The following is a 17,520-nucleotide window of genomic DNA, read 5'->3' on the forward strand; positions in this document are numbered from 1 at the left end:
CGCGATCACCAGCCGGCGACGGTGGCGATGGCCTTCTCCGCGGCGGTGACGTCGTCACCGCGCCACGCGACATGCTGATCGGGGCGGACGAGCACCAGTGCCGCCCCGAAGAAGTCGGCGGGTGGGTCGGTCAGATCGCCGGCACCGAGTTCCACGACGGTGAGTGGGATGCCCAGCTCCTCGGCACGTGCGACGACACCGGAGACATCCGCCCGCACGTCGTCCGCCACCAACAGGGTGAAACCGGCGCCAAGCGCGTCGTAGAGCGATCGATCGTCGGACAGCCACGCATGTGGGAGAAGCGATCCCGGGCAGGCGGAGGGGGTGTACTCGATCGGGTCCTCGGCCGGTGCCACGCTGCCGTCGCCGACGACGATCGGCGACGACGGATAGCTGTAGCCGAGAACCAGTCCGAGCGAATGGAATTCGCTCTTCTTCACGGACAACGCCGCCGCTGTCTGGCGTCGCGCCTCGTCGGCGGCTGGGCCGTCCTGGCCCAGTTCGACGGCCGAGAAGTGATGGGCGAGAGCGCTTTCCTGCGATCCCGCGTCCGCGATGGTGCGTGCCGCGACCGGGCGCCGCTCGGCGCCGTAGCTGTCGAGCAGGTGCGGCCCACCCCATCCGTTGATGGTGGCGGCGATCTTCCACGCGATGTTGACCGCGTCGCCGATACATGTGTTGAATCCATGCCCGCCCCAGGGCGGGTTCTGGTGTGCGGAGTCGCCGACCAAGAAGATATTGCCTCGGGAGTAGCTGTCGGACAACAGCATGCGCGCCACCCACGGGTCGGTGGCGATTACTTCGACCGGCAGCGGCTCACCGATCAGGCGGTGCACCAGCTCCACGGGATTGACGTCGTCGGTGCGCACGTCCACGCCTTGGACGATCGCCCACCAGGTGTCGTCGAGGTCGAGGCGTCCGACGATGCCGGCCGCGCCGGGCGCCATCACCCAGTGGTGGATGGCATTGTCGAACGGCACCCGCTCGGCGAGTCCGGGTGCGCGGAACATGATGCTCAGATTCGGTCGCTCGCCGGAGCTGCCCTCGAAGGAAGCGCCGATGGCACGTCGCACCACACTGGCTCCGCCGTCGCAGCCGAGCAGATAGTCGGCGCGGACGGTTCGCGTCGACCCGTCGTACTCGACGGTGGCCTCGATGGTGCCGTCGGCGAGCTCATGACAGTCGACAAGGCGTGAGCCGAGCTCGAGGGTGGCGTGCTCGGACGCTGCAACAGCGTCGCGCAATACGTTCTCCACGACCGGCTGCGGCACCTGCTGACCCTGCTCGGGTGCGAGCGTTGGCTGCGCGGTGTCGAGCTGGAAACCGTTGGCGAAGCGGGTGATCTCGCGGCCGAGAAGCGTCGAGCAGAACACGATGTCCTGTGCGTACTCCACCGGGAGGGGTGACTGGGCACGCAACTCGTCGGCCAGGCCCCACCGACGCAGGTGGGTCATGGTGCGGGCGTTGGTCGTCTTGGCGCGGGGACGCTGGGCGTCGACCTCGGTGCGTGGTTCGACCACCAGGCTCGCGATGCCGCGGCGGGACAGTTCGAGCGCGCTGGCCAGGCCCGATGGACCACCGCCGGCGATCAGGACGGGGATGTGAGTGATGCTGTGCGACATGATTCCTTCTCGGGTGGTGCGGCGGTCAGTGGGGGAGCGACTCAGTGGTGGCGGGGGCGTCGACATCCAGGGTCGCGCCGCGCGGCCGACGGGGCAAGGTCGACATGATGGCGCAGCCGACGAGGGCGGGCACCGCGAACGCGAGCGAACTGACGATCACCGCGCTGCCGCCGGCCACGAACGCGGCGCCGTAGGTCGGTCCGACGATCGCGCCGGTCCGTCCGACACCGAGCGCCCAGCCGAGGCCGGTGGCGCGGATCGGCGCGGGGTAGAACGTGGCGATGTGGTCGTTGAGCATGTTCTGCGTGCCCAGGCCGCCGAATCCGGCCAGCGCCACCAGGATCACCAGCACCGCGGTGGGTGGGTGCGTGCCGAGCAGCCCCAGGGAGACTGCGGCGGTGAGGAAGCCGCCCAGGACGAGGGGCTTGGGTCCGACCCGTTCGGCAATGGCCGAGGCGACCAGGGTGCCGACGATTGCGCCGACGCTGTAGACGAGCAGGAAGGACACGGCCGACCCGATGTCGTAGCCGGCCTTGCGCATGATCTGCGGCAGCCAGGTGGTGACCCCGAACATCGTCAGCATGCTGCACATCGCAACGAGCCACATACCGATCGTCGCGCGGCCCATGTGATTTCCGAACAGACTGGCCACGGGCGAGGCGGCGGATGTCGGTCGATCGGCGCGGGCGCCGGCGCGGAAGGCGTTCGACTCGGGCAGTAGGAACCAAGCCAGCGGTACCACGATGATCAGCGGCAACGCGCCGAGCGCATAGACGGCCCGAAAACCGTGGTCCGGCAACAGCATCAGTGCAGCCAGCGAGGCCAGCACACCGCCGACGGCGGGCCCGGTGAGGACCAGTCCGAGGATGCGCGACCGGAACGCCGGAGGAGCGAACTCGCTCGCTGTTGCGATGGCCGTCGGCATCAGTCCACCGATGCCCAGGCCCGCCACGAATCGCGTGACCGCGAAGATCTCGAAGCTCGGGGCGAGCGCGGTGCAGGCGGTGGCCGCGGCGAACAGTGCCAGCGCCGCGATGAACAGGCGGCGTCGGCCGAAGAGGTCGGAGAGGGTGCCGGCGGCCAACGAGCCGATCAAGACGCCGACGAGGGCGAGGCTGCCGACCAGGCCAGCGGCACTCGCGGTGACGAACCAGGGCTGATGGCCGACGATCGCGGGCAGGGTGGCGCCGTAGACGAACAGGTCGTACCCGTCGGACAGCAGTGCGAGCCAGCAGAGCAGCGGAACCACGATGCGGGTGCGCGGGAGGTCAGGGGAGACGGAGCGGGGCATGAAACCTACCTTCAGCCGGGTGGTGGTGATAAACCCTTAAACGGTTATAACCATTAAGTGTGATGCTAGCCACGGTGGGCGCTCCGGGTCAAGAGCGGTCACAATGCCGCTGATCGGCGATACTGGCTGGCATGGCGTTCTCGAACAGCCCCACGCGCGCAGAATCGCTGGTGGAACTCGTCCAGACGCGGATTCGCGACGGGGAGCTGCGGCCCGGCGACCGGGTCGGGACGCGTCGTGAGCTGCAGGAGGCGACCGGTCTGGCTCGCGCGACGGTGATCGAGGCGGTCCGTCTGCTGCAGGATCGCGGGGTGATCACGGTCCGACCGGGGCCGGGTGGCGGGCTCTTCGTCGCCGAGCATGGTGCGACCGTCCGCCTCGGCCGCACGCTGTTGACGGTGGACGATGCCGGCGGGGTCGCCGACGCGATCGCCGTGCGCGAGGAACTCGAACCCCTGGTGACCGAACTGGCTGCGGTGCACCGCACCGACGCCGATCTCGACGACCTCGGCCGTCTCGTCGGACGGATCGAGGTGTCGGTCGGGGAGTCCGAGGCGTTCATCCGGGCCGTGTGGGAACTGCACCGACGGATCGCCGTCATCGGACCGAATCATGTTCTGCAGCAGGTCTATCTGGATCTGGCGACGTTCATCGAGGAGCACGCGACACACGTCACCCGCGCCGCCGACGACCACGACTACTTCGCCCGGCGGGTAACTCTGCACCGGGATCTGGTCGACGCGATCGCCGCCGGCGATTCGCAACGGGCCCGCGCCGCCGCGCAGGCGCACGCGCACGGCTGACGGCCGGTGGTTATCGCGCGACGATGGGATTGCGCAGCACACCCAGGCGCTCGACCTCGACCTCGACGACGTCGCCGGGCTGCAGCAACCACGCCGGGGTGCGCGCGTAGCCGACGCCGGACGGGGTGCCGGTGGCGATCAGGTCGCCGGGCCGCACGGTGAAGGTGCGGGAGATGTGGGCGAGGGTGTCGCCGACGGTGTAGACCATCTCGTCGGTGTGTGCGTCCTGCACGGTCTCTCCGTTGACGCGGGTGGTGATGTGCAGCCCGTCGCGCAGGTCGCCGACCTCCGCCGCAGGGACCATCGGGCCGACCGGCCCCGAGTTGTCGCCGTTCTTACCCAGGATCCACTGCGAGGTGATCTTCTGGGCGCGGCGGGCGGTGAGGTCGTTGAAGGTGGAGTAGCCGACCACCGCGGCGAGTGCATCGTCGGCAGTGGCGTCGACGAGTTCGGACCCGACCCAGGCCATGACCTCGCCTTCCCAGTCGAGGCCGTCCTCGTTGGCCGGTATCGGGACCTCGGTGCCGTCGACGCTCAGCGACGCCGACCAGCGGGCGAACAGCGTCGGGTACTCGGGGAGTGCCTCACCGGAGAAGCTGCCCTCGGCCACATGCTTGAGGTAGTTGAGTCCGATGCAGATGACCCTTGCGTCCGGCAGCACCGGTGGCACGATGGTCACCTCGGCGCGGGGTAATGTCTCCTGCCCGCCACGGGAGATGTAACCAGCTGCGTCCGACCAGAACTCGGTCAGGCCGGCGAGCACGGTCACCGTCGTGCCGTCCGCGGCGAGGTCGGCCACCTCGACCTGTTCGGTGCCCTGGCGGGTGATTCCAACGAGGCGCATGAGCGCTCCCTTCTCACGATCAGAATGAAAACCCTTTTAAACCTTCGGAGGTTATGGTTTCATGTGACTATGCCCCAGAACACACCGCGACCGCAAGAGCGGAAGGATGCGCCGGTTTTCACGGCGCCGCCGCAGGGTTTCGCGCAACGCACGCGTGCCGAGCAGTTGGCAGCCTCCCTCGACGAGCGGATCCGGTCCGGGGAGTTCGCGCCTGGTGAAACGGTGGGCACCATTGAGTCGCTGCGGACCGCGACCGGATTCGCCTACTCGACCGTCAGCGAGGCGGTGCGCCTGCTGCGCGATCGTGGCGTCCTGGAGATCCGGCCCGGTCGGGGCGGCGGATTGTTCGTCGCGGAGGCGGGACCGGTGGTCCGGATGCGTCACACGCTGCTGAGTGTGGGCGATCAGCCGACCGTCGTCGCCGACGCGATCGAACTGCGCGATCACCTCGAGGTGCTCATCGACGTGGCCGCGGCCCGGCATTGCACCAAAACCGACATCAGTGAACTCAACGCACTGCTGCGTACGATGCAGGTCGCGCCGACGTGGGACGACTTCCTGCACTCCAATTGGGCGCTGCACGAACGCATCGCGGCGATCTGCCCCAACGAGATGGCGCGCGCGGTCTACGTCGGCACCCTCGGCCATCTCAACACCTCTACACCGCGGATCGACGACGACGATGCCGTGGCCTACCGTCGCCGTCGTTTCGACGTCCACGTCGACCTGGTCGACGCCATTGCCGCCGGAGATGAATCCGCCGTCCGGGAGGCCGTCTCCCGCCACAACACCACCGTCTGATAGGACCCCTGCGATGACCGGAGAATTCCGTCAATACCTGTTCCCCCACGATCATCCGCGACTGGCCGACGTCCGCGGCATGGATCCGTACACCTACCGCAAGGCCGCCCGCGAGGAGGGCACCTTCACCGGCGGGTTGGTCGCCGGATGGACGCCGTTGTACCTCAACGAGTTCCGCGGGGTGACCGAGGACGGCACGCTACGCGAGAATATCTACCGGTTCGAGCCGGCACGGCCGGGGGAGGAAGCGCCGGTGGCGGCCATGGTCGCGGCGGCCGAGGATTTGCTGGCCGCGCTCGACGACGAAGGGCGCGAACGGATCTCCTATCCGGTGGACGCGCCGGAGTGGCAGACGTGGGCGAATCCGGAGTTCATGCAGTTCGACACCGGACTGCGCCTGGAGTTCCAGTCCGCTGACGTACAGCAGAAGACCCTGGCCCTGATGGCCGCGTCGTTGAGCCCTGAGGGCTACGAGCTCGCCCACAACATGATGCTCATCAACGGATTCCTCGGCGAGGTCGTCGGATTGCAAAGCGTCCTCAACGAATTCAGCTACAACGTCGCCCTCTACGGCACCCCGCATGCCACCGAACCGTGGGGCTGGCAGGTGTACGGCCATCACATGGCGCTCAATTGCCTCGTCGTCGAGGGGCTCATGGTGATCAGTCCGGCCTTCCTCGGTGCCGAACCCAACGAGATCGACGAAGGCGAACATGTCGGCGTCGAGTCGTTCCTGCCGCGCATCGACCTCGGGGTGCGGCTGATGGCCGCCCTGACACCCGAGCAGCGCGCCACCGCAACGGTGTTCGAGCAGATGGTCGATCCGGCGATGCCGGAGGGACGTGTGCATCCCGGCGACGAACGACACCTGGCCGGTGCGTTCCAGGACAATCGGGTGATCCCGTTCGAGGGCATCCGAGTGGCCGAATTATCAACCGAAGCACAAGAACTCGTGTGGGAGGTCGTCGAGCAGTTCGTCGGGCTACTGCCCGAAGGTCCGCGGGCGGCGAAGATGCGCGAGGTCCGTGAGCACCTCGACGACACTTGGCTCTCGTGGATCGGTGGGCACGAGGAAGGAGACGTCTTCTACTACCGGGTGCAGTCGCCGGTGATCATCGCCGAACTCGACCACCACTGCGGAGTGTTCCTCGACTACGACACCCCGAAGACCTTCCACATCCACACCGTGCTTCGCACCCCGCACGGCAACGACTACGGCCGCGCGTTCCTGCGGCAGTGGCAGCAGGGGCACCAGGCCTGAGACGATGGCCGATCTCGGCCGGTCCACCCTGGTCCTCGACGCCATCGCCGAGGGCCGGGGACCGCTCACGCTGACCGAATTGGCCGCGCGCACCGGACTTCCGCGGTCCACAGTGCACCGCATCGTCCAATCGCTCGAGCGGGAACTCTACGTCGTGCGGGTACCCGACCGGCCCGGCTACACCCTGGGCCCAGGCCTGCTGAAGTTCGGGATGAACGCCCACCTGCGTCTGCTCTCGAGCAACCGGCCGCAGCTCGCGGCGCTGGCCCGGGAGATCAACGAGAACGTCGAACTCGCGATCTTCAGCGGTCGCGAGGTCGTCATCGTCGATCAACTCGCCTCACCCGAACGACTCCGTGGAGTCACCAAGGTGGGCAAGAGCTTTTCGCTCCACGCCAGCTGCGTGGGCATGGCCTTGCTCGCGCAGCTTCCCGACGCTCAGATCGATGAGCTCCTGACGCCGCCGCTGACGCGATTCACCGAGCACACCATCACCGATCTCGACGCGATCAAGGACCGGCTCGAGGAGATCCGCCGCACCCGCATCGCGGTCGACGTCGAGGAACACGACATCGGAATCTGCGCGGTCGCCGTCGGGATGACCGGCCCTACCGGTGCGCTGCAAGCGATCGCGGTGGTCATGCCCACCGCCCGATTCGCCGACAAGAAGGCCGCCGCAGTCGGGGGCCTGCGGCGGCTGGTCGGTGCGTGACCGGGTCACGCCGGCTGTAAGGACTCTCGTTCTGGCACCACGGCATTGGCACGTGTGTGCGCTGTCCGGTCGACGGCGCACAGGGCGCTGACCGCCACCAGGCACATGGTCGCCGAGGCGGCGAAGACGGTGAAGACTCCGTGCGCACCGCCCGCCGCGATCGCGGCGCCGCCCAGTACCGGCCCGAGGAACGCTCCGATGAACGATGTGCCGTTGGACCAGCCGAGCGCCGTCGCACGGACCGGCAACGGGAAGATGTCGGCGGTGGTGGTGTGCACCAGGTTCATCGTCGAGTGTCCGCCGATGCCCATCAAACCGACGCACACCATGGTGGTGCCGATCGACAGCGGCAGGGTCAGCATGCCCACCAGGCCGATCACCGTGCAGGCGCTCGTAGCGATCGAGATGACCGCTGAACCGCGCCGGTCGGCCGCCCACGCCGTGACGAAGGAGCCGACCACCGCCGCGCCGGTCAGCGTGAAGGTCACCAGCAGCGCGACCTGCAGCGAGTAACCCAGTTCGGTCATCGCCTGCGCGCCCCACACGTTGAGCCCCTGCCACGCAACCATATTCGCGATGGCGCAGACCGCGATGACGATGGTCGCGATGAGTCCGCGGCCGGTGAACATGACTCGGAACTTCTGCGCAGTGGTCCAGGTCCGACCGGCGACCTCCTGAGGGGTATCGGTCGGGATGCTCATCAACGCGACCGCGATCATGACGGCGATCGCGGTGCCCGCGCCGACGAAGAACATCGGCCGCCACCCGAAGGCCGGCAGGATCGGCATCGCCAACAAGGCGGCGACGACACCGCCGAGCGGAATCCCGGCCATGGTGATGGTGACGACCAGCGACGCCCGGGTGGCCGCAGCACTGTTGCGTGCGGTCGTCATCGCGGTGGTCAACGCGATACCCACACCGAACCCGGTGACGAACCGGGCCACCGCGAGCATCGGCACGCTGATCGCCGATCCGGTCAGGACCCCGCCGAGCGCAAACAAGCCGATCCCGATGAGCAGCACGTTCTTTCGACCGATCCGGTCGGCGACCGCCGGAGCGCACACCGAACCGAGAATCGCTCCGATGTAGACGAGACCACCAACGAGTCCGGTCGCCTGATCGGTCAGGCCGAGTGCGGTGTCCTTGAGCAGCAGCGGTACCGCGGCGCCGTACACGATCAGGTTGAATCCTTCGATCACCGTGATGAACATGCACAGCACGATGACCCCGGGATGGGACCGGGTCTCGCCGGTGACTCCGGCATACCGGGACGGGACGGGTGGGGGTGAGGACAGATGCATCGAGGTCTCCGACTCTGTTGGCCGGCCGTCGAGGGAGTTCCCGGCGGCGTGACAACCGACAGCATGGGGGCCCAGTGTGATCTGGATAACCATCCCGTCTCGAAATCCGGGACACTTCATCGGCACCGGGGTCGCCGGGGAATCTGTCCCGGAAACCGGGACGCAGAACGTGACCGGCCGCACATCGAGGCCGCATGCTCGTGGCAGACCGTCGTCTACTCAGAACGGAACTCCAATGACATCGAGGCACACCTCGTCCGCACATCCGATCACGACCGACGTCCTCATCGTGGGATTCGGGCCGGTCGGCAAGCTGCTGGCGATCATGCTCGGACGCCAGGGACACCGGGTGATCGCGGTCGACCGCAACGAGGTGGGGTATCCGCTGCCGCGGGCGGTCACCCACTGCTCGGACTTCGCTCACATCCTGCAGTCGATCGGCCTCGCCCCGGACACCATCGGCCACATCACCGAGCCCTACGACGACATGTACCGCTGGTGCAACGGCGACGGCGACACCCTGGTGGAGGTCGACTGGAGCGGGGTCGGCGAATCCGGTTGGTACAACACCTACTTCTTCCATCAACCCAGCCTCGAGGACGCCTTGGACGAGGTCATCGAGGGACTGCCGTCGGTGCGTGTCGTGCGCGGATGGGAGGCGATTTCGCTGTCCCAAGACCATGTTTCGGCCACTGTCGAGATCCGCTCTGTCACTACGGGCGAACAGGAGCTGGTCACCGCCAGGTGGTTGGTCGGTGCCGACGGCGCCGGCAGCCGCATCCGGCAATGGGCGGGCATCGAGTGGCACAACGACGGCTACTTCTTCGACTGGCTCGTCGTCGACGTCAAACCTCAACCCGGACTGGATTTTCCGCACATCGCCACCCAGAACTGCGACACCCGGCGACCGTCGACGATGGTGCCCGGCGGACCCGGCCGTCGACGATGGGAATTCATGCGGCTGCCACACGAGACCCCCGAACATCTCGGCCGACCCGACAAGGCGTGGGAACTACTGGCGCCCTACGGGATTTCATCGGAGAACGCGAAACTCGAGCGACATTCGGTATACACCTTCCAGGCGTGCTGGGCCACCGACTGGCGTGCAGGTCGGGTGCTGATCGCCGGCGACGCCGCGCACTTGATGCCGCCGTTCGCCGGGCAGGGACTCGGCGCCGGAGTACGCGATGCCGTGAACCTCGCCTGGAAACTCGATGCGGTGCTGCGCGGCCTGGCCGACGACGCCCTGCTCGACACCTACGGCACCGAACGGATTCACCACGCGGTGGCCTTTGTGAAGTTCTCCACCTCGCTGGGACAGGTCATCTGCATCACCGATCCCACCGAGGCGAAAGCCCGCGACGAGCGGATGATCACCGACTGGTCGGCCGGGATGACGCCACCCGCACCACCCCGCCCGGGCCTCGGCCCCGGGCTGCACACCGGGCCCACCGGCGGGATGCTGGCCCGGCAGGGGCGGGTGCGTGTCGGCTCGGACGATGTCGTGCTGTTCGACGACGCGTTCGGCGGACCGGGCACGCTGATCACCCGGAGAGCCGATGCGCTCGAGGGCCTTCCGGCCGACCTGCGCGAGCGGTTGACCGCACTGGGCATCTCGCTTGTCGCGCTCTCGGGGACGGCTGACGGTGTGGCGGTGATCGAGGATGTCGACGGTACTTATCAGGAGTGGTTCGACGAACTCGGCGTCGACACGGTCCTCGTCCGACCGGACTTCCACCTGTATGGGTCGACCATGATCGACGACACCGTGAAACTGGTCGACGACTTCGTCACGTCGGTCGCCGGACGTAGTCGCGTTTCGGCCAACTCTTGACCTACTACTCGAAAACTGCCCATTCTCAACAATAATGACGGTGCATTGCCACCACGAAGGGACTCGATTCATGATCACTCCGGATAATTGGGACGTCCTCCTCGATCCGACTCCGCTCCCGCTGGAGATGGGATACGAGCGCCTCGACGACGGCTCGCTACACATCGCGGCCCGCACCGACATGCACGGCTGCACCGGCGAGATGTTCGAGTGGTGGTTCCGGTGGCGCTGCGACACCCAGAAGTACGTCTGGTGGCATCCCATCGACCACTTGTCGAGCACGTGGGCCGGCACACTGTCCCCGGACACCCACGTCGGTAGTGAGCACATCGTCGTCGAGAAACTGACCGATCTCCCGGCGACCGATCTGCTCATCCAGTTCGTCGGTGCAGAGGAGTTCTTCGACGCCGAGACCTACCGCACCGCGCGGAAGCGGGGCGAAGTCAGTTGCGCCGTCGTCGGACGAACCGGCATCGGTCATGAGCCACCGCGCACCGACGACGGCCAGGTTCTGGGCGGACGCCTGCTCCACGTCGGACGCGACACCGAGTGGGGGCTCGCGATGCGCTCACACTTCTACATGGGCACCGATCTACCGGCGACCGGCGCCACCCCGGACCAGGTCGCCGCTGCCGTCCCGATCGAACTCGCCCAGGGGTTGCTGGCGCACGCCTACAACGAGTTCACGTTCTTGTCGCGCATCCTGCCCGGCCTGTACGTCGCCGAACATCGGGACCAGATCCCACCGGTTGCACCCTGGTGATCGTCGCGGGGCGCGAGGACGAGACTCAGCTGTCGAGCACCTCGGCGACCCGCGCCTCGAGCCCGTCGACGTCGGTGTGATCGATCCCGAATCGCTCGGTCAGCAGATCGAGAACCTCGGCGGCGGTCTGGTATTCGCGCCGCTCTGTCGGTGAGCCGGGACGATGGACCGCGAGATGGCGGCCGCGGAGGTTCCAGCGGGCGCCGTCGGCGATGATCGCCGCACTCAGTCCGGTGTTGAACGGATGGCCGGGGTGGGTGGAGACGAACCAGCTGCCGACGACGCTGTCGATGTCGGGGCGCGGTGCGGTGCCGAAGAGATAGACCGGCCGCCAATCGTCGCCGATCCGGGTCTCGAGGGCCAGGAATCGGTTGTCGTCGGTGGCGACGATCCGGAACGGATCGAGGTCGGTGTCCTGTTCTTCGTCGACGACGAAACGTAAAGCCTGCGTGGGGGTTTGACCACCGAATCCGACATCCACGAGATACGGCTGCGGATCGTCGGGGATGTGGACGCGGAGTAGTTGATGGGTCTCGGCGGGCGGCGGTCCGCCCGGCTCCTTCATCCACACCACGCGTCCGCCCAGGAGTTCGACGTCGAAACCGATGGCGGACAACACGTATCGGAACAAGCCGTTCTGCTCATAGCAGTACCCGCCACGACGACGGGCGACCAGCTTGTCCTGCAAGCTCTTCGCGTCGAGGTGCTCGACCGCGACACCCATCAGTGGGTCGATGCACTCGAACGGAATGTGCCGCAGGTGGGCGGCGATCAGCGCGTCGAGCGTTTCTCGGGTCGGCGACACGGCGTCGTGGTGGCCGACGCGGGCGAGGTAGGCGGGGAGGTCGACGGCGGTGTCACTCATGATTGCCATTGTTGCAGGCGTGATCTCGGTGCTTGGTGCCGACGTGATGTGCCCAGATTTGCACGCTCCGACACTGTCGGAGGGGCGCGATATGCTGGAGGATTTGCATGAGTCTAGTGTTCGAATACTAGTGCTGCACAGTCGAATTAGTTCTCGTAATTCTATTGACTCGCACATGTGTGCGAGTACAGTGGAGGCATGCCCGAACCAGTCGCCACCCCCACCGCCCCGCCGAATACCACCACCGCAGTCAGCGCGCTGCTGTCCGCGGTCTATGACCTTGACTTCGGCCGGATCACCTCCGGCCGGGAGGCCTTTGAGACGACGAAGGTGATGATCACTGCGGTCAGCGCCTTGTGCTACCAGCTGGCGGTGTGTGCGGCCCACATGGATCGGCTGGGTGTGGCCAAGCAGCGGGACAATGGCAAGACCAAAGCCTTGTTGATCGCGATGGGGTTGGCGCCGTCGGTGGCCGAGCGGACCCTGCGGATCGGGTTGGGTATGTCGCGGATGCAGCTGTTGGCGGGGTATGCCGAGGACGGTGTCTTTCCGGTCGAGCATCTCGACGCGATTGTTTCCGGGGTGGCTCACGTGGCACGGCGGTCGTTGGACGGGTTGTGCGACGAGGAACGTCGCGAGGTGGAGGTGGAGTTGATCGCGCAAGCGATGTCGGGGGCGACGCCGAAACAGATCAGCACCAAGGCTCGCGAACTGGGTAACACCTTCGCCGCGGAGACCGGTGGCTTGCCGGCGGCCGAGGACCGAAGTATCAACGAGTTCACCGTCTCCGAAACCTCCGAGGGTCGGATTGCGGTGCGGGGCGATCTGGACGTCGTCACCGGCACCAGGCTGCAGACCGCGATCGAGTCGCTGGTCGAGCCTCGCCCGCAACCCGATGGCTCGAAAGATGCTCGTACCCCGGGCCAGCAGCGCGCCGATGCGCTCAACCTGGTTCTCGAGGCGGCCGCGAGTAACCCGACCCCGTTCGTCGCCGCCCCGCACACCGATCTGAACGTGACGGTCTCGGCCAACACCTCCGCGCCGGCCACTCTGCAATGGACCTCCGCGCTGACCCAGGCGACCGCTGAACTGCTGGCCTGCGACAGCAAAGTCACCGAAATCATTCTCGATGGACAAGGCGTACCGCTGCACATGGGTGAGAAGAAACGGCGGTTTCCGCACCACCTCCGCAAGGCGATCTTGATCCGCGACACCTGTTGCGTCAAGTGTGGGGCGCCGTCCTGGATGGGTGAGTGTCACCATATCGCCTACTGGAGTCATGGTGGCCCAACCGATTTGGACAACGGGTGCCTGTTGTGCGCCTCGTGTCATGCCCAGATCCACGCCTCGGATTGGGAGATCGTCATGGGCGTCGACCGGCATCCATGGCTGATCCCACCGACCACGATCGATCCGGCGCAAAAACCGTTGCCCGCCTACAACAGACGCACCATGACACTCGAGGATCGGGTCGCCGCGTGATGGTGTCGATACGCCCCTCCTCTGTCGGGGCTATTCACCCAGCGGTGGGCAGGAGTCCACCGTGACGAAAGGTTTCGACACGCCCCTCGCCTGGCGGCTCGGGACGGCTCAACCAGCGTATGGCTCAGCACATTTCCGCGCATCCGACATCCATCGGAACCGCGCACGACCTTTGAGAACTTCATAGCGCCACCCGCTCAGTCGAACAGCCGGCGGAACACGTTGGTCTCGGCGAGATCCATGAGTTCGTCGCCGCGTCCGGACATCACGGTGCGCAACGCGTAGAGGGTGAATCCCTTGGCCTGGGCGGCGGTGATCGTCGGCGGGATGGACAACTCCTGCCGCGCGGTGACGACGTCGAGCAGGGCGGGGCCGTCGTGCTCGAGGACCGCGCGGAGGGCGGGTTCGAGGTCGTCGGGTTCCTCCACCCGTCGTCCAAAGACGCCGACGGAGTTTGCGAGATCGGAGAAGTTGGGGTTGGCCAGGTCGGTGCCGTAGGTGACGAAGCCGGCGGCCTTCATCTCCACCTCGACGAAGTTCAGCGACGAGTTGTTGAACACCACGATCTTGACGGGCAATCGATTCTGCGTGAGCGTCAACAACTCTCCGAGCAGCATCGCCAGGCCGCCGTCGCCGGCGAGTGCGATGACCTGCCGATCGGGATAGGCGCACTGTGCGCCCACCGCCTGGGAGAGTGCGTTGGCCATGGTGCCGTGGGAGAACGACCCGATGAGCCGACGCCGCCCGTTCATCTGGAGGTAGCGGGCCGCCCACACCACCGGCGAGCCGACGTCGGGGAGGAAGACGGCGTCGTCGGTGGCCAGGTCGCTGACGAGTTTGGCCAGGTACTGCGGGTGGATCGGCGTGCGGTTGCGGTCGTTGATGGCCAGGTCGTCGAGGCGTTCGCGGGCAGTTGCATAGTGTTTCAACGACGACGACAGGTGAATCGAGTCTCGGTTGCGGTCGATCAGCGGAAGCAGCGCGGGCAGGGTGTCGGACACGGTGCCCACCAGCCCGATGTCGACCGGCGTGCGCCGGCCGATCTGCGTGCCACGCACATCGAGTTGAATGATCGTGGCCTTGGACGGATAGAACTGCTGATACGGGAAATCGGTGCCGAGCATGAGCAGCGTGTCGCACTTCTCGATGGCGCGGTATCCGGAGGAGAACCCGAGCAGGCCGGTCATGCCGACGTCGTATGGGTTGTCGTATTCGATGAACTCCTTGCCGCGCAACGCATGCACGATCGGCGCCTGCAGCGCGCCGGCCAACTGTACGACCTCGTCGTGGGCACCTTCGACACCGGCTCCCGCCAGGATGGTCACGCGCTCGGCCGTGTTGAGAACCTTTGCGACAGTTCCGAGTTCGGCATCGGTGGGGCGAACGATCCGATCGATCCAGCGGACTGGGGCGCCGGCAGCCCGGCCCTTGGACTTACCCAGGAACAGTTCTCCGGGCACAACGAGCACCGCGACGTCGCGCTGCTCGATCGCGGTGCGCATGGCGATCTCCAGCAGGCGGGGGAGTTGTTCTGGGGTGCTGACCATTTCGCAGAAGGCGCTGCACTCGACGAAGAGTCGCTCGGGGTGGGTCTCCTGGAAGTACCCGCTGCCGATCTCTGCCGCGGGAATGTGGGCAGCGATGGCGAGGACCGGTACGCGACTGCGGTGGGCCTCGAAGAGTCCGTTGATCAAGTGGAGATTGCCTGGGCCGCAACTGCCGGCGCAGACGGCGAGTTCGCCGGTCAGCGCAGCGTCGGCGGAGGCGGCGAACGCTGCGGCCTCCTCATGCCGGGCGTGGCGCCACGTCACCGTGCCGTCGCGGCGTAGCGCGTCGGTGAAGCCGTTGAGCGAATCGCCTGGGATGCCGTAGACGCGTTGCACCCCAGAGTTTTTCAACATCTCGACCATGGTGTCCGCAATTGTCGTCGCCACGAGTGGTCCTTCCCGGGGAGTAGTCGTTACCTGCGCTCACGACTACGCTACGCCGGGTGTGGCAGCGCTGTTGGCCCAACGACGACGGCGCCCAGTTCGGTGACGCGCGCACGCAGACCACGGTCGGCGGTGACGACGATGCACGGGCGCCCCTCGGCACGGGCGTCCACCACCTCGACGATGCGGTCATCGCCGGAACCGCTTGCCTCGACAATCGTCACCTGCGGAACCGATTGCACTCCGCGGGCCTTGCCCTCGGTGACCATGACGATCTCGACGGGCCCGTCGGCCACACCGGGCACACCGGCGTCGGCGAGCGGGACCAATCGATCGCGTAACCGCTCGGCCGCCCCGCGTCGATCGCGCCACCATCCATCGGGCTTCGACCCGACGACGTTCGCTGCGTCGACGACGAGCAGCGTTCGGGGTGCGGGGGATGGGGAGTTCGTGGTGGTCCTCACTGTGTGCGGTGCGTTGGCACCACAATAGACCCGCCAGGATGGCGTTTGAATCTCAACCATTGACAAACTCAATTATGGATGGTTCTGTGTGATCTACGACATTCCTCGGCCCGCACTCACGTCCCCGATCGTCACCTCCGAAAGGCCCCCGCATGACGACCACCGACGCACTGAACAATCTCACCCGCACCGAACGCTCCCGCGAGGCCCGCCGCGTGGTGCTCTCGAGCTATCTCGGCAGCACCCTCGAGTACTACGACTTCCTGCTCTACGGCACCGCCGCGTCCCTGGTGTTCGGGCCGGTGTTCTTCTCCGGTCTCTCGCCGGCGGCCGGGACCATCGCCTCGCTGGGCACCTTCGCCGCCGGCTACCTGGCCCGACCGTTCGGCGGGATCATCTTCGGTCATTTCGGCGATCGCGTCGGCCGCAAGTCGATGCTGGTCCTTGCCATGACCGTGATGGGTGTCGCCTCGATCCTCATCGGACTCATCCCGCCTGCGTCGATGATCGGTAGCTGGGGCGCGATCCTGCTGATCACCCTGCGCATCGTGCAAGGCGTCGCGGTCGGCGGCGAATGGGGCGGTGCGGCGCTGATGGCCCTCGAACACGCCGACCCACGACGCCGCGGATTCATGGCGGCATTCACCAACGCGGGCGCACCGACAGGTGCCGTCCTCGGCACTCTCGCACTGACGCTGTTCGCCACGCTGCCCGAGGACGACTTCCTGGCCTGGGGCTGGCGCATCCCCTTCCTGATGTCGGCCGCGCTGCTGGTCATCGGCCTGTTCGTGCGTTCCCGGGTCAGCGAGAGCCCGATCTTCGCCGCAGCCGCCGACCAGGCGAAACTGGCGAAAACCCGTGCGGCGGCACCGATCGTCGAAGTGTTGCGCGCACCGAAAACCGTGCTGATCGCGGCGGGTGCGTGCCTGGCCAGCTTCGGTATCCAGACCGCGTTCGCGACCTTCGGCATCGCCTACGCCGTGCACGGAGGATCGTCGAAACCCGATGTCCTGCTTGCCTATGCGCTCGGTCAGTTCTGCGGCATCTTCCTGATCCTGGGCTACGCCCGGCTGTCCGACCGCATCGGGCGGCGGCCGGTGATGCTGGCCGGTCTGGTCGGGATGATCGTGCTGATCTACCCGTTGTTCGGACTGATGGCCTCGGGAAACCTGGCGCTCATCGCCCTCGCCTTCGTGTTGTCGATGGTGTGCCACGGCGCCACCTACGGCCCGATGGCCGCCTACATCTCCGAACAGTTCGGTACCCGCAGCCGCTACACCGGTGCGTCGCTGGGCTACCAGTTGGCCACCCTGCTCGGCGGTGGTTTCACCCCGGTCATCCTCGCGTCGCTGTTCGCCGGTTCCGGCAATTCGCTGATGCCGGTCGGGTTGTTCGTCATCGCCCTCGCCCTGATCAGTGGCACCGTGCTGCTGTTCACCCGTGAGACAAAGGATCTCGACCTCACCGAGGTGTGAGTCCGCCGAGCACGACCCGACCCCCCGGTGGCCGAGCCCTCCGCGCGGCGGGGGGGGGGGCGGGGGGGGCG

General features: G+C 66.8%; 15 protein-coding genes. 8 read left to right on the top strand and 7 right to left on the bottom strand.

Annotation, left to right across the window (positions count from 1 at the left end; genetic code table 11):
- Positions 1–5: 5 nt before the first annotated feature.
- Positions 6–1,622, bottom strand: coding sequence for an FAD-dependent oxidoreductase (locus AAFP30_RS23725; protein WP_419232495.1), 1,617 nt, complete (start codon positions 1,620–1,622; stop codon positions 6–8).
- 25 nt (positions 1,623–1,647) lie between these two features.
- A complete protein-coding gene (locus tag AAFP30_RS23730) occupies positions 1,648–2,913 on the bottom strand; it encodes an MFS transporter (RefSeq protein WP_419232496.1) in 1,266 nt (421 codons plus the stop codon).
- A gap of 131 nt (positions 2,914–3,044) precedes the next feature.
- Here AAFP30_RS23730 and AAFP30_RS23735 point away from each other — a divergent pair, with 131 nt between their 5' ends.
- Entirely contained in the window at positions 3,045–3,716 is a 672-nt protein-coding gene (locus AAFP30_RS23735; RefSeq protein ID WP_419232497.1) for a FadR/GntR family transcriptional regulator, read from the top strand.
- A 10-nt stretch (positions 3,717–3,726) separates the two neighbouring features.
- On the opposite strand, the gene AAFP30_RS23740 is transcribed toward AAFP30_RS23735, so the two are convergent.
- Positions 3,727–4,560: a fumarylacetoacetate hydrolase family protein gene (locus AAFP30_RS23740; protein ID WP_419232498.1), complete on the bottom strand. Its 834-nt coding sequence runs from the start codon at positions 4,558–4,560 to the stop codon at positions 3,727–3,729.
- 69 nt (positions 4,561–4,629) lie between these two features.
- Between AAFP30_RS23740 and AAFP30_RS23745 the strand changes: the two genes are divergently transcribed.
- The 3 genes from AAFP30_RS23745 to AAFP30_RS23755 are packed head-to-tail and all read left to right on the top strand — an operon-like array spanning position 4,630 to position 7,334.
- The gene (locus AAFP30_RS23745; protein WP_419232499.1) at positions 4,630–5,361 is read left to right on the top strand and encodes a FadR/GntR family transcriptional regulator; all 732 of its coding nucleotides are present in this window, start codon (positions 4,630–4,632) and stop codon (positions 5,359–5,361) included.
- 13 nt (positions 5,362–5,374) lie between these two features.
- Positions 5,375–6,622 (top strand): DUF3500 domain-containing protein, encoded by a 1,248-nt coding sequence (locus AAFP30_RS23750; RefSeq protein ID WP_419232500.1) that lies wholly within the window; start codon positions 5,375–5,377, stop codon positions 6,620–6,622.
- Positions 6,623–6,626: 4 nt separating this feature from the next.
- A complete protein-coding gene (locus tag AAFP30_RS23755; RefSeq protein ID WP_419232501.1) occupies positions 6,627–7,334 on the top strand; it encodes an IclR family transcriptional regulator in 708 nt (235 codons plus the stop codon).
- Between the two features lie 5 nt (positions 7,335–7,339).
- Here the strand turns inward: AAFP30_RS23755 and AAFP30_RS23760 are convergent, their stop codons facing one another.
- On the bottom strand, positions 7,340–8,635 hold the full coding sequence (locus tag AAFP30_RS23760) for an MFS transporter (protein WP_419232502.1): 1,296 nt from the start codon (positions 8,633–8,635) through the stop codon (positions 7,340–7,342).
- A 235-nt stretch (positions 8,636–8,870) separates the two neighbouring features.
- Between AAFP30_RS23760 and AAFP30_RS23765 the strand changes: the two genes are divergently transcribed.
- Together AAFP30_RS23765 and AAFP30_RS23770 are read left to right on the top strand one after the other, a co-directional pair.
- Complete coding sequence (locus AAFP30_RS23765; protein WP_419232503.1) at positions 8,871–10,469, top strand: bifunctional 3-(3-hydroxy-phenyl)propionate/3-hydroxycinnamic acid hydroxylase; 1,599 nt, start codon at positions 8,871–8,873, stop codon at positions 10,467–10,469.
- A gap of 70 nt (positions 10,470–10,539) precedes the next feature.
- Complete coding sequence (locus AAFP30_RS23770; RefSeq protein ID WP_419232504.1) at positions 10,540–11,232, top strand: DAPG hydrolase family protein; 693 nt, start codon at positions 10,540–10,542, stop codon at positions 11,230–11,232.
- 25 nt (positions 11,233–11,257) lie between these two features.
- Here the strand turns inward: AAFP30_RS23770 and AAFP30_RS23775 are convergent, their stop codons facing one another.
- Positions 11,258–12,097, bottom strand: coding sequence for an arylamine N-acetyltransferase family protein (locus AAFP30_RS23775; protein WP_419232505.1), 840 nt, complete (start codon positions 12,095–12,097; stop codon positions 11,258–11,260).
- Positions 12,098–12,295: 198 nt separating this feature from the next.
- On the opposite strand from AAFP30_RS23775, the gene AAFP30_RS23780 reads away from it, so the two are divergent.
- On the top strand, positions 12,296–13,579 hold the full coding sequence (locus tag AAFP30_RS23780; RefSeq protein ID WP_419232506.1) for a DUF222 domain-containing protein: 1,284 nt from the start codon (positions 12,296–12,298) through the stop codon (positions 13,577–13,579).
- Between the two features lie 197 nt (positions 13,580–13,776).
- Here AAFP30_RS23780 and poxB read toward each other — a convergent pair whose 3' ends face one another.
- Positions 13,777–15,513, bottom strand: a complete 1,737-nt coding sequence (gene poxB, locus AAFP30_RS23785) for a ubiquinone-dependent pyruvate dehydrogenase (protein ID WP_419232507.1) — start codon at positions 15,511–15,513, stop codon at positions 13,777–13,779.
- A 47-nt stretch (positions 15,514–15,560) separates the two neighbouring features.
- The gene (locus AAFP30_RS23790) at positions 15,561–15,974 is read right to left on the bottom strand and encodes a hypothetical protein (protein WP_419232508.1); all 414 of its coding nucleotides are present in this window, start codon (positions 15,972–15,974) and stop codon (positions 15,561–15,563) included.
- Between the two features lie 152 nt (positions 15,975–16,126).
- Here AAFP30_RS23790 and AAFP30_RS23795 point away from each other — a divergent pair, with 152 nt between their 5' ends.
- Entirely contained in the window at positions 16,127–17,449 is a 1,323-nt protein-coding gene (locus AAFP30_RS23795; protein WP_419232509.1) for an MFS transporter, read from the top strand.
- Positions 17,450–17,520: the final 71 nt, after the last annotated feature.

This window comes from Gordonia sp. CPCC 205515, from assembly GCF_048537925.1.
GTDB lineage: Bacteria > Actinomycetota > Actinomycetes > Mycobacteriales > Mycobacteriaceae > Gordonia.